11 protein-coding genes are annotated in these 13,866 nt (G+C 40.8%); all 11 read left to right on the top strand.

The window, feature by feature from the left end; all coding sequences use genetic code 11:
- Nucleotides 1-2 precede the first annotated feature (2 nt).
- The 11 genes from dapB (at nucleotide 3) to J5566_RS00975 (ending at nucleotide 13,735) form a co-directional block, all read left to right on the top strand.
- Complete coding sequence (gene dapB, locus J5566_RS01025; protein ID WP_208561709.1) at nucleotides 3-770, top strand: 4-hydroxy-tetrahydrodipicolinate reductase; 768 nt, start codon at nucleotides 3-5, stop codon at nucleotides 768-770.
- Nucleotides 767-1,978 (top strand): CCA tRNA nucleotidyltransferase, encoded by a 1,212-nt coding sequence (locus tag J5566_RS01020; RefSeq protein WP_208561708.1) that lies wholly within the window; start codon nucleotides 767-769, stop codon nucleotides 1,976-1,978. Before dapB ends, J5566_RS01020 begins: the two co-directional genes overlap by 4 nt.
- Nucleotides 1,971-3,839, top strand: coding sequence for an ABC-F family ATP-binding cassette domain-containing protein (locus tag J5566_RS01015; RefSeq protein WP_208561707.1), 1,869 nt, complete (start codon nucleotides 1,971-1,973; stop codon nucleotides 3,837-3,839). Before J5566_RS01020 ends, J5566_RS01015 begins: the two co-directional genes overlap by 8 nt.
- Nucleotides 3,840-4,175 carry a hypothetical protein gene (locus J5566_RS01010; protein ID WP_208561706.1) on the top strand — a complete coding sequence of 112 codons (336 nt, stop codon included), beginning with the start codon at nucleotides 3,840-3,842 and terminating at the stop codon, nucleotides 4,173-4,175. It abuts the gene before it with no gap.
- 92 nt (nucleotides 4,176-4,267) lie between these two features.
- Nucleotides 4,268-5,227 carry an ROK family glucokinase gene (locus J5566_RS01005; RefSeq protein WP_208561705.1) on the top strand — a complete coding sequence of 320 codons (960 nt, stop codon included), beginning with the start codon at nucleotides 4,268-4,270 and terminating at the stop codon, nucleotides 5,225-5,227.
- Between the two features lie 379 nt (nucleotides 5,228-5,606).
- A complete protein-coding gene (locus J5566_RS01000; protein ID WP_208561704.1) occupies nucleotides 5,607-9,854 on the top strand; it encodes a MucBP domain-containing protein in 4,248 nt (1,415 codons plus the stop codon).
- A gap of 23 nt (nucleotides 9,855-9,877) precedes the next feature.
- Entirely contained in the window at nucleotides 9,878-11,266 is a 1,389-nt protein-coding gene (locus J5566_RS10740) for a glycosyltransferase (RefSeq protein ID WP_208561703.1), read from the top strand.
- A gap of 121 nt (nucleotides 11,267-11,387) precedes the next feature.
- Nucleotides 11,388-11,666: a hypothetical protein gene (locus tag J5566_RS00990; protein ID WP_208561702.1), complete on the top strand. Its 279-nt coding sequence runs from the start codon at nucleotides 11,388-11,390 to the stop codon at nucleotides 11,664-11,666.
- A 12-nt stretch (nucleotides 11,667-11,678) separates the two neighbouring features.
- Nucleotides 11,679-11,981 (top strand): hypothetical protein, encoded by a 303-nt coding sequence (locus tag J5566_RS00985; RefSeq protein ID WP_208561701.1) that lies wholly within the window; start codon nucleotides 11,679-11,681, stop codon nucleotides 11,979-11,981.
- A 52-nt stretch (nucleotides 11,982-12,033) separates the two neighbouring features.
- Complete coding sequence (locus J5566_RS00980) at nucleotides 12,034-12,873, top strand: thymidylate synthase (protein WP_208561700.1); 840 nt, start codon at nucleotides 12,034-12,036, stop codon at nucleotides 12,871-12,873.
- Between the two features lie 349 nt (nucleotides 12,874-13,222).
- Entirely contained in the window at nucleotides 13,223-13,735 is a 513-nt protein-coding gene (locus J5566_RS00975; RefSeq protein WP_208561699.1) for a dihydrofolate reductase, read from the top strand.
- Nucleotides 13,736-13,866 lie beyond the last annotated feature (131 nt).

Raw genomic sequence — 13,866 nt, 5'->3', positions numbered from 1 at the left:
GCATGACAATTAAGGTAATTATCGCAGGATTTAAAGGAAAAATGGGCTCTACGGCTGTTGAAATGGTCAAGGGTGACGCAGAACTTAGTCTGGCTGCCTTTGTGGACCCCTTTGCGACAGAGACAGAAGTAGATGGTGTTCCAGTTTTCAAGACAAAAGAAGAAGTGGCTGGCCTAGAAGCGGATGTTTGGGTAGATTTTACAACGCCAAAATTTGCCTATGAAAACACTCGCTTTGCCTTGGAAAACGGCTTTGCACCTGTGGTTGGAACAACGGGCTTTACCCCTGAAGAAATCGAGGAATTGACTGCCTTGTCTGCTGAGAAGGGCTTGGGAGGCTTGATAGCCCCTAACTTTGCTATTGGCGCTATCTTGCTCATGCAATTCGCAGCTCAAGCAGCCAAGTATTTCCCAAATCTTGAAATCATTGAATTGCACCATGACAAGAAGAAGGATGCACCGAGTGGAACAGCTGTTAAGACGGCAGAACTGATTTCCCAAGTGCGTCAGTCACAAGTTCAAGGGGCAGCGGATGAAGAAGAGTTTATTGCTGGAGCTCGTGGAGCAGAATTTGATGGCTTCCGTATCCACTCAGTACGCTTGCCAGGCCTTGTTGCCCATCAAGAAGTGATTTTTGGGGCACAAGGGGAGGGTTTGACCATTCGTCATGACTCTTATGATCGTATTTCCTTTATGGGCGGTGTCAACCTTGGCATTAAAGAGGTGGTCAAACGCTCACAACTCGTATATGGTTTGGAACACTTACTATGAAATTAACCAATGTGCCTTCTGAATTTCAGGAGGCTTTGCCGATTTTAGAGAAAATAAAAGCAGCTGGTTACGAGGCATATTTTGTTGGCGGATCTGTGCGGGATGCTATTTTGGGCAGAGCCATTCACGATGTCGATATTGCCACCTCCAGCTATCCGCAAGAAACTAAGCAGATTTTTCCGCGGACTATCGATGTGGGGATTGAGCATGGAACTGTCCTAGTCTTGGAAGGCAACAAGGAGTATGAAATCACCACCTTTCGGACAGAGGAAGAGTATGTAGATTACCGTCGTCCCAGTCAGGTTTCTTTTGTACGTTCCTTGGAAGAGGATCTGAAACGCCGCGATTTCACGGTCAATGCCTTTGCCCTCGATGAAGAAGCGGAGATTATTGACCTCTTTGATGGGATGACGGACTTGGAAAACCGTACCCTACGTGCTGTTGGTATTCCTGCTGAACGCTTTAACGAAGATGCCCTTCGGATCATGCGAGGTTTTCGCTTTGCGGCGACCTTGGACTTCGTGATTGAGCCGACGACTTTTGAAGCCATGGTCCAAACTGCACCGCTTTTGGAAAAAATCTCCGTGGAACGCAGTTTTATCGAGTTTGATAAACTCTTGATGGCGGATTTTTGGCGAAAAGGCTTGCGCGCTATGATCGATTCTAAAGCCTACAATTTCTTGCCTGACCTAGCAGAAAAGGGAGAGCAATTGGATAATATGCTGACCAGTTTAGTAGAGAGCTTCCGATTTTCTACTTCTGAACAGGCTTGGGCTATGCTCTTTGTCTGCCTAGGTGTTGATAACATCAAGTCCTTCCTGAAAAAATGGAAAACCAGCAATGATTTCCAACGCAGCGTGGTCAAGCTGGTAGAGATTTACCAGCTCCGCCAAGTAGGACCTGTTACCAAACAAATCTCTTTCAAGTATGGCAAAGAATTCTTGTGCTTGGTAGAGGAACTTCGTCAGGCACAAGGACTTGTCACAGATTTTGAGGGAATTGACCGCATTGACCAAGATTTGACTATCCATGACAAGCATGAAATTGTTGTCAATGGAGGACATCTGATGAAGGCATTTGACCTCAAACCAGGTCCAGTCTTAGGCAATTTGCTCAAAGAGGTGGAATTCCAGATTGTGGAAGGACAGCTAGAAAACGAAGAGCAAGCGATTATGACATTTGTGAAAGGAATCTTAGAGAATGAGTGATTTTATCGTTGAACACCTGACTAAATCTGTCGGAGATAAAACGGTCTTTGCTGATCTGTCTTTCATCATCCATCAAGGCGACCGTATTGGAATTATTGGTGTCAATGGTACTGGAAAGACTACGCTTCTGGATGTCCTGTCAGGTCGTATCGGTTTTGACGGAGACGTGTCGCCTTTTCGCACAAAAAATGCCTATAAAATTGCCTATCTGACCCAAGAACCTGATTTTGACGAAAGTAAGACAGTTTTAGACACTGTTCTTTCTTCTGACCTTCGTGAAACCCAGTTGATTCGTGAATATGAATTGCTTTTGTCTAACTATGACGAAACCAATCAAGCAAGACTGGAGAAAGTCATGGCAGAGATGGATTCTCTCAATGCTTGGGAGATTGAAAGTCAGGTCAAGACTGTCTTGTCGAAACTCGGTCTCACAGAACTTAACGTAACCGTTGCTGAGTTGTCAGGCGGTCTGCGTAGACGAGTGCAATTGGCTCAAGTCCTCCTTGGCAATGCTGACTTGCTCTTGCTGGATGAACCGACTAACCACCTTGACATTGATACCATTGAGTGGTTGACGACTTTCTTGAAAAATACCAAGAAATCTGTTCTCTTTATTACCCACGACCGCTATTTCTTGGACAATGTGGCGACACGGATTTTTGAATTGGACCGCGCCATCTTAACCGAATATCAGGGCAATTACCAGGATTATGTTCGCTTAAAGGCAGAACAGGACGAGCGAGATGCCGCTCTTCGCCATAAGAAAGAGCAGCTCTACAAACAAGAGCTGGCTTGGATGCGCAGACAACCTCAAGCTCGTGCTACCAAGCAGCAGGCCCGCATCAATCGTTTTCATGATTTGAAAGGCGACTTGGCCCACAAGGTTGACGATAGCGAATTGGAAATCAATTTTGAAACCTCTCGTATCGGTAAAAAGGTCATTAACTTTGAAAATGTCAGCTTTTCCTATCCTGACAAGCCCATTTTAAAAGACTTTAACCTGCTCATTCAAAACAAGGACCGCATCGGTATTGTTGGTGATAATGGTAAAGGAAAATCCACTTTACTTAATTTAATTGCTGGTGATTTGGTAGCTAATAGCGGTAAACTGGATATTGGGGAAACCATCCGTATCGGCTATTTTTCTCAGACCATTAAAGGTTTAGATGAAAGCAAGCGGGTCATCAATTTCTTGCAGGAAGTGGCAGAAGAGGCCAAAACGACCTCTGGTATGGTTTCTATTGCTGAACTCTTGGAGCAATTCCTCTTTCCACGTAATACCCATGGTACCCTGATTGAGAAATTATCAGGTGGGGAGAAGAAGCGACTTTATTTGCTGAAGATTCTCTTGCAACGGCCCAATGTTCTCTTACTAGATGAGCCAACCAACGACTTGGACATAGCGACTTTGACAGTCTTGGAACATTTCTTGCAGAGCTTTACTGGTCCAGTCATTACCGTTAGTCACGACCGTTATTTCCTAGACAAGGTGGCTAATAAAATCTTGGCTTTCGAAGATAGCGGTATAGAGACTTTCTTTGGCAACTACACAGACTATCTGGATGAGAAGGCCTTTCTGGCTTCCAGCTCTGCTATTTCATTGGAAAAACCAAAGGAGAAAATCGAGAAGGTAAAAGAAAACAAGAAGCGGATGTCCTATTTTGAAAAGCAGGAATGGGCGACCATCGAAGGGGATATTGCAGGCATGGAGGAGCAGATTGCGGCAATCGAGGCGGAAATGTTGACCTGTGGTAGTGACTTTACAAAATTGTCCGATTTGCAGAAGGAGTTGGATGGGAAAAATGACTTGCTCTTGGAAAAATACGAGCGCTATGAGTATCTGAGCGAACTGGAGGGCTAGATGAAAGTTCTTGTCATGTCTTATATGGTCATCTATCTCTTGGTGACCTTGGGTGCAGCCCTCTATAGCTATTTTATGACCAAAAAAATGAACGCTTTGCGCTTAATCTTGACGGTTTTATCCATGCTCTTGCTAGCTGTTTCACTCTATTTTTACAGTCAGGCCTATCACGATGTACAAATGGTGGGCTTTGCTATGGGCTTCACCCTCATCTCCACTCTTTTTCTTTATAATGGAACCAAGGAAGGCAGTAATTTTACAATCGTTATGCTGTTTTCCGTTGGACGCTTTATCTTACATATTCAATTTTTGGTATTGCTCTATCTTTTCAGATAGGGCATTTTTGTCCGTACAAATTTATGAAAAGGCTTTACGCAAACCTTTGCGTTATGGTATAATAAAGAAAATATACACGCAAGGAGAAGCTTATGTCAAAAAAAATAATCGGTATTGATTTGGGTGGTACTTCTGTTAAGTTGGCGATTCTAACAACTGAAGGTGAGATTCAAGAAAAATGGTCTATCAAAACCAATATTTTGGATGAGGGAAGTCACATTGTTCCTGATATTATTGACAGTATCCAGCATCGCTTTGAAACCCACGGTCTAACCAAAGACGATTTCCTAGGAATTGGTATGGGGTCACCTGGTGTAGTCGATAGTGAAGCTGGAACGGTTATTGGAGCCTATAACCTCAACTGGATGACCTTGCAATTGGTCAAAGAGCAGTTTGAAACTGCCCTTGGTTTGCAATTCTTTATTGATAATGATGCCAACGTAGCAGCTCTTGGTGAGCAGTGGGTTGGAGCAGGTAACAACAATCCAAACGTTGTCTTTATGACCCTCGGAACTGGTGTTGGTGGTGGAGTCATCGCTGCTGGAAACTTGATTCGTGGTGTCAAAGGTGCTGGTGGGGAATTAGGTCATATCACGGTTGACTTTGATGAACCATTTGCTTGTACCTGTGGTAAAAAAGGGTGCTTGGAGACCGTAGCTTCTGCGACGGGAATTGTCAACCTCAGCCGACGTTATGCGGACCAATACGCTGGTGCTTCTAAGCTTAAGCAGATAATTGATGACGGGCAAGATGTAACAGCAAAAGATGTCTTTGACTTGGCAAAAGAAGGCGATGATTTGGCCTTGATTGTTTATCGTCATTTCTCAGAATACCTTGGTGTAGCTTGTGCCAACATTGCAGCTGTCCTCAATCCTGCCTACATCGTACTAGGTGGTGGCGTTTCTGCTGCAGGAGAGTTCTTGCTAGACGGAGTTCGTAAGGTGTTTGAGGAAAATAGCTTCCCACAAATTAAGGAAAGCACGCAAATTGTCTTGGCAACTCGTGGCAATGATGCTGGTGTCTTGGGGGCGGCGTCACTCGTTTTGAAATAAATTTGGAAAGCAGGGGTATCTCTGCTTTTTTTGTTCTTTGCAATTCCGGACTGTTTAAACATACTGTTTTCTATATGAATGTGTGATGAAAGTTACACATAATATTTCCAAATTTACCTTATATTTTTGATTAAAATTTTTCAAACACTCTGTCACATGGAGAGCAAATTTTCTGTAGTTATATTTCTCAAATTATCTTTTCTATTGTAAAAAGTAATAGATTTCACATTTTAATTTTATAATTATTCAAAAAACAAGTTCTGTTCTATGAAAGTTTATAAATAGTTATATAATTGTTTGAAATATTAATATAAAAATGGTAAAATCATCGCAAAAATACTATTAATATAGACTATATACTTTTCTAGGAGGATAGATAGTGGAAAAGAATAATAAATATGGTTTTCGTAAACACAAAGCAGTTAAAGGGCTAGGTGTTGCTCTACTAGGTACTGTAAGTGTTCTTGCAGGCTCATCATTGGTATCTGCTACTGATCAAGCTACTTCTGAAGTAGTCCAAACCAATCGAATGATAGATGCCACAATTAGAAGGGTAAATTATCACGATTTATCTGAAGAACAAAAAGACCGCATTAAATTTGGTAAGATTGACGAACAACTGTCCTGGATTAATTCAGAAACAGGTAATTTCGAATGGATTACTGGATTTGTAGCTGTATATCAACCAAATGGTGAAAGTCAAGTAGTGCCAATTTCCCCAAGTACGGATAATCCCCAAAAATCAACCACAGGTTCTGGTGTGAATCAGAATACTTTGAAAAACATTTTACCAAAGAGTGGTACAGCGGAAGCAAATACACTATTTGTCGCAGGGTTAGGACTTCTTTTATTTGGAGGCTATTTACTCTTTAAAAATAAGAAAACTGGTAAAAGAATTGCTGTGGCCTTGTTAGTTAGCGGATCAATTGGTGTCTCTGGCCCTGTACTAGCTAATTCAACATCCTTTATTGAATTGGTTGAAAATGTTACACTTCAATTAAATTCAAGATTCACATTTACACCTAAATCGGAGGCTAATTGGGAATACATTGGATACTATCCAGAAATTGCATCTGTACCTGCAGAAACACCTACAAGCCCAAATACTCTAACTTCATCAGATTTGAAATCTGAGTCACAGGAGCACAAAGGAAAGGTTACAGTTCACTATGTTGACGAAAACGGAAACATAATAGCTGATTCGAAAGAGCTAGTAAACGCAGTTGTTTCCACCACTTATCGTACTAAAGTGACAATCAATGGTCTAGAAAAAGTCATAGAAAACACTGTACCTACTGAGGTTGACTATGATACTTCGGCACTTAAAGTCAATACTATTTTGTTTAATGGGGCAAGCTATGAATATGTATCTGTTAAAGGTAGTGAAACAGGAAAAGTTGTGGCAGGTGAGACGGAAGTTACTTATGTTTACCGCAAAGTGACTCAACCTGTCGTAATTCGTGAAGAGCTTGAACCAATCCAAGAAACAGGTAAGGTCACAGTTCATTATGTTGATGAGGCTGGCAATAAACTTGCAGATTCTAAAGAATTGGTAAATGCCATTATTTCGACAACCTTCCGTACCAAAGTAACCACTGACGGTGTTGAAGAAATTACAGAAAACAAAGTAGTTAGCGATGCTAGGTACAACGCAGCCTCTGTTAAGGCAACTAGCTTGGAATACAATGGTGCAAGCTATGAATATGTATCTGTCGAAGGTACCGAAGCAGGCAAAGTTGTGGCAGGTGAGACGGAAGTTACTTATGTTTACCGCAAAGTGACTCAACCTGTCGTAACTCGTGAAGAGCTTGAACCAATCCAAGAAACAGGTAAGGTCACAGTTCATTATGTCGATGAGGCTGGCAATAAACTTGCAGATTCTAAAGAATTGGTAAATGCCATTATTTCGACAACCTTCCGTACCAAGGTAACCACTGACGGTGTGGAAGAAATTAAAGAAAACAAAGTAGTTAGCGATGCTAGGTACAACGCAGCCTCTGTTAAGGCAACTAGCTTGGAATACAATGGTTCAACTTATGAATATGCATCTGTCGAGGGTAGCGAAACAGGCAAAGTTGTGGCAGGTGAGACGGAAGTTACCTATGTTTACCGCAAAGTAACTCAACCTGTCGTAACTCGTGAAGAGCTTGAACCAATTCAAGAAACAGGTAAGGTCACAGTTCATTATGTTGATGAGGCTGGCAATAAACTTGCAGATTCTAAAGAATTGGTCAATGCCATTATTTCGACAACCTTCCGTACCAAAGTAACCACTGACGGTGTTGAAGAAATTACAGAAAACAAAGTAGTTAGCGATGCTAGGTACAACGCAGCCTCTGTTAAGGCAACTAGCTTGGAATACAATGGTGCAAGCTATGAATATGTATCTGTCGAGGGTAGCGAAACAGGAAAAGTTGCGGCAGGTGAGACGGAAGTTACCTATGTTTACCGCAAAGTAACTCAACCTGTCGTAACTCGTGAAGAGCTTGAACCAATTCAAGAAACAGGTAAGGTCACAGTTCATTATGTTGATGAGGCTGGCAATAAACTTGCAGATTCTAAAGAATTGGTCAATGCCATTATTTCGACAACCTTCCGTACCAAAGTAACCACTGACGGTGTTGAAGAAATTACAGAAAACAAAGTAGTTAGCGATGCTAGGTACAACGCAGCCTCTGTTAAGGCAACTAGCTTGGAATACAATGGTGCAACCTATGAATATGTATCTGTCGAAGGTACCGAAACAGGCAAAGTTGTGGCAGGTGAGACGGAAGTTACTTATGTTTACCGCAAAGTGACTCAACCTGTCGTAACCCGTCAAGAACTCGAACCCCTTCTTGAAACTGGTACAGTAAATGTACACTTTTCTGATGAGGAAGGTAAGGTTCTGGCACCATCAAAAGTTCTAGTAAACACGATTGTAAGCTTCACCGAACGGACCGAAACAATTACTGATGGAATCTCAAATATTGAAGAAACCAAGCGTGAAACCAATGCAAGCTACGATGCAAGCAATCTAAGACCTGATCGTATCGAGTTTGAAGGTGCATTATACGAATATACTTCTGTAAATGGAGCAGTATCTGGTAAAGTCTTACCGGGTGAGAACCATGTAACTTACATCTATCGCAAAGTACCGAATACGGTTGAAGAGTCAACACGAGAAATCAAGGGTAAAGTTATTACTCGCTATATCGATGAAGTGACAGGTCAAGAAATTCTTCCTGAAACCATTGTAAAAGAGGGGGTTATTGCCCTTGAGAAGACAACGGTAACTAAAGATGCCTTGGGCAATACTGTAGACACCCAAATTTCGAGTACTCCTGCTAGCTTTGACTACAGTACTGAAGCTGATAAGATTGTCAAAGAGGTAGAGATTGCTAAGAAGCGGACTGTTGCGACAAATTGGATTAACCCTGAAACCCAGCAAACTGGCCTTGTTGAAAATAATGCAGCTCAAGGTTTATTAGATAGTCTGACTAGCCGTGTTCGTATCTATTCTCCAAGTAACTCAGGGGATCCTGATAATATTGCTGAAACACTGGATTACGTTCGTAATGAAGGATTTGATGAATCTTCGCAAACGATTGTAGAAATTGGAACAGGTAATAATACTACCATATATGGTACGAGGGATTATACAGACTATAGTTATTCCTATACAAGACCATCTAGAGCTATCGTACCTGAAGCTGAATATGAATTCAGTCGTGTGGTTGGTGAAGAAGTGGGATCTAGTAATCAAGAAGTACAGACCATCACCTATTATTACAGGCCAAAAGTTGTAGAAGTTAAACCAATTATCCAAAAAATTGAACCAGCGGTTCTGCCTGTTGAATCCGTCAAACCTGCCAATACCGTGGAAGAGAGCCAGCGAGAGATTCATGGTAAAGTCATAACACGATATGTAGATGAGACGACTGGTCAAGAAATTTTGACAGGTTCAACTGTTGCTGAAGGGGTTGTAGCAATCGAAACAACCACCACAACCAAGGATCACAAAGGCAATGTAATAGATACCCAGGTGACCACAGAACCAACAAATCTTCAATACGATACTACTGCAGATAAGGATTTAAACAACTCACGGATTGCTACTATGAGGGTTGCACCGTTAGAAGCTCTTAATGCTCTGACAGGTCTAACAAGTCCGATTGAAAACGGTAGAGCAACAGTTGCGGCAGAAACCTTGGATGTGTATATACCTCTGACCGATCCTCAGTTGGATGGTAAATTCCTAAGCGACCGCTATGCAAGTGAGAGAGGCTTTGATACTACAACTGCCCAACTAATTGAATCTTCTTCGGTAACTTTAAATAGAGGTCCAAATAAACCTCAAGCGATTCTAATCTCTAACATAGTGACACAAGAAGGAGTTGTAACTCCTGAGCTAGAGTTTGCTAATGGTCAAGTTTATTATGTACAGCACTATGTTTATACCAAGCCAGTTGATCTTGAAGAAAACCCTGTACCATATGCATTTACCAGAGTCGACAAAGCTGAAACCGGTACAGTTGAGGAAGGCGTAACAGTTGTAACTTACTACTACAAACGAGTCAGTCTATCAGTAACTCCTCAATCAGATTCAATAAATATTTACTTTTCAGAAACGACCTTGAAAGCCTGAGTAAAGCTATTAGGAGGACCACTGTGACTGTATATACTCTAAGAAGTTGGATGACCGATAAGTCATTTGGATATGAAACCACGCAGGTTTTTCGACAAAACGTATTAAATAACTTGGGTATTTCCAACTACATTTTACTCGGAACTCCTTATTCAACACCATTTTGGAAGGAACAGCTTCAAGCACAAGGCTATAAACTGGATAATGTTATTATCTTACCTCATCTTTTTTCGGATATTGACACTTGCCTGCGTTCCTATCAACTAGCTGACTTTGAAGCTGATTTAACAAAAAAGCACATCATCTGGAAGGATAAACAAATTCTCTCTCCAACGACAGCAATGTATACAACTGAGGAGGGTTATTATGACCTGAACTTAACTGCTGAAGGAAATATATTATCCATCATTGAACGAAGTTTGAAGTTGGAGTTAAAGTCAGTAACTTCTGTTTTTGAAAAGCCATTTTTTACCAATTTTTCGGATGACAGCTTCTGTTATTACGATAAAAATGGCAATATTGTCCTACAAGGGAGAATTGAAGATAAAGAGTGTTACTATTTTTTCCAAGGTAAAAAATGGACCATGATCGATCTATTTGTGAACTTTTTGTCAGAGAGAATTGTTCCTAATCAAGATATTGTCTTAAACGACCAGTTTATTAGCCAGACGTTAGAAAAATTTTGTCAAGATCAAGGCATTACCTATCGCTTTATCCTTCATTACAACCATTACTTTTCACAAAAGAATGTCGAAGGCTACAATATTAAACTTGGAAAAGAAATTTTTGTTGCTAGTCCCTACATTATTGAGCCACTGGCTAAAGATGGCATTCATGCAGAGTTCCTTCCTCCTATTGCAATTCAAGTAGCTCAGCAGCCGCCTAGAGGCTTGAAGAGCAATAAGCTACTTCTGGTTGGTAATATATATGATCACAAACGAGTGGCTATGGCAATCCAGGCTATGAGAGAAGTTCCTGACTTAGAGCTTCATATTTATGGAGGTCGGGTTGAAGCAATTCAAGCATTAAAAGAACAGCACACGATTCCAGACAACGTGATTTTCAAAGGCTTTGTCCCTAGTGGACAAATTCCTCGGTCAGATTATTGTGCTTATCTATCTTGCTCCCTTAGTGAAATGTTTGCTAACGCAATGGTAGAATGTCTTGGACTTGGCTTGATACCTATACTTTCCAGGGTTGATTTTGGACATAATCAAGTCTTGGAAGAGTTGGGTATCTACCAACAATGTGGTTTCGATAGTGTGGAAGATCTTGTGAAAGCCTTGAAAAATCTAGCAAGTCTACCTCTAGAAGATAGGCAGCAATTGTCTAATAAAATTCTTGACTATGCCAACAAATTCAGCTATGCGGAAGCACAAAAGCAGTATAAGTTTGCTTTAGGTTATAACTAAATTCATGAAAGCAGGGCATCCCCCTGCTTTTTTCAATTCCGTTGTCACATTTTCAATATATACATATATTGAAAATAATTGTTTGATGGTTTAAACTAGAAGTAGAAAGGAGTGTCGGTTCATGAAACAAGTAAACATATCTAAACTGCTTGATTATCTAACTATCGTTGGTCTTTTGATTTTACTGTCTGCATTTTTCCTTGATTACTGGATTCGTGACTGGTTTTTCCCATCGAGTTGGGGTAACGTAGCGACCATGATGATTTTGCCAATATTTGGGGCGCTCATTCTCATCTTGTCAATCTATTACAAAAAACTTTGGACGGGTATCATCAGTATTCTATTGATCATTTCCTTTCCTTTGTTCTTTGGCTTGGGCTATGTTCTCTTCGGTCCATAGAAGGAGTTATTTATGAATATGACCCTATTAAGACGGCTAAATATTGTCCTCTATAGCATTGCTGCTATTCTCATAATCATGCTATTTTTACCAATTGGCCAATGGTTTAATCTTGCAAATGTGAATTTTAAACTGACATTTTTCATCATTCCATTTTTCGGACTAGCTAGCTTACCAACGGCAATTTATACGAAAAATGTTCGTCAGATATTGTTGAGTGTCGCCTTGGTTGCTTTGTATTTTATACTGTTCAGCCTAATAACTGCTCTATCTGGTTTATTCCAACTTAATTACTTTTCATTCTTTTTCAAATGAGAACTTCGGTGCAAAACTGGAGTTTTTTGCTAGAGTTTGCTATACTAAGACCATGACGAAAGCAGATAGTATTTTTAAAGAAAACATTCATAAGATTATGGAAGAGGGCGTTTTTTCAGAAAATGCTCGTCCACGATACAAGGATGGAAACGTTGCCAACTCCAAGTATATTACTGGTTCCTTTGCTGAGTACGATTTGGCCAAGGGGGAGTTTCCCATTACCACACTAAGACCAATTCCGATTAAATCCGCCATTAAAGAAATTCTCTGGATTTACCAAGACCAAACCAATGACCTGTCTGTCTTGCAGGAAAAATACGGTGTTCAATATTGGAATGACTGGGAAGTAGATGGAACAGGGACCATCGGTGAACGCTATGGTGCAATTGTTAAAAAGCATGACATCATCTCAAAAATCCTCAAACAGCTGGAGGAAAATCCATGGAATCGCCGCAATGTGATTTCTTTGTGGGATTATGAGGCTTTTAACCAATCGCCAGGCCTATTGCCTTGTGCCTTTCAGACCATGTTCGATGTTCGTCGAGTGAATGGAGAGATTTACCTTGATGCAACACTGACTCAGCGGTCAAATGATATGTTGGTGGCTCATCATATCAATGCTATGCAGTATGTAGCTCTTCAAATGATGATTGCCAAGCATTTTGGTTGGAAGGTAGGGAAGTTTTTCTATTTCATCAACAATCTCCACATCTATGATAATCAGTTTGAACAGGCTGAGGAATTGCTCCGTCGAACGCCTTCAGAAATTGAGCCTCGTTTGGTCTTAAATGTCCCAGACGGTACCAATTTCTTTGATATTCGGGCAGAAGATTTTGAGTTGGTGGACTACAATCCAGTTAAACCGCAGTTAAAATTCGATTTAGCAATTTAACTGGATTAGCAGTCAGAACTTCGTTCTTTTACTTCGCTTCTTTAATTATAAGCTCGGGCTGAAACAGTTCCCCGAACTGTTTCACTTTCCAACTTTCCACAGTCCTGGACTATGGAAGCCAGTTAAACCGCAGTTAAAATTCGATTTAGTAATTTAAGATGAGGGCTGTTTTCCAACAGCCCTTATTTCCAACTACCACTACATTTGTTTCGTGAGTGGCGGTACCTGCTAGAAATTATTTTAGGATATACTTGTTTAGATTTTACTAAAACTTTGCGCTTGCCCCTACTTGGCAAGTGCATTTTTGTTGGAAATTTGATAGAATGGTAGAATGAGAAAGTGAGAGGCTATGACAAAGAAAATTTCAGCTATTTGGGCTCAGGATGAGAAGGGCTTGATTGGGAAAGAGGGGCATTTGCCATGGTCTTTGCCAGCAGACTTGGAACATTTTAAGGCAGTAACATCTGGACATGCCATGGTTATGGGGCGATTAACTTTTGATGGTATGGGCCAGCGTGTTCTTCCGAATCGTCAGACCCTAGTCTTGACGAGAGATGAAGATTATCATTTTGAACATGATAGGGTGATGATTTTCCACTCCGTAGATGAAATATTAGATTGGTACAAACAGCAGGATCAAAACCTCTATGTGATTGGAGGTAGTCAAATTTTTTCAGCATTTGAACCATTTTTAGACCAGGTAATAATGACCGATATTCATGGGCAATTTGAAGGTGATGTTTATTTCCCCAACGACTTTGATTGGTCAGCTTTTGAGGAGAAAGACTTGCTTTTTCGTGAGAAAGACGCTGCTAATCCAGCGGACTTTACAATTCGTGTTTTTGAGAGAAGAGTGAGCTAATGCAGAAGAGTTTATTTGGGCTTTTTACAGCCTTTTTGTGTGGAATATGTGTGCTATGTTCCTTGCAAGCCATGCAGAAAAGACGCTATGGGCTTGCAGCCTTATTTATGCTGAATGCTTTTACAAATCTT

The organism is Streptococcus suis, from assembly GCF_017601095.1.
In the GTDB taxonomy this organism is placed as follows: Bacteria; Bacillota; Bacilli; order Lactobacillales; family Streptococcaceae; genus Streptococcus; species Streptococcus suis_Z.
Note: the sequence above shows the minus strand (reverse complement) of the source record. Positions and strands in the feature narration are given on the sequence as shown.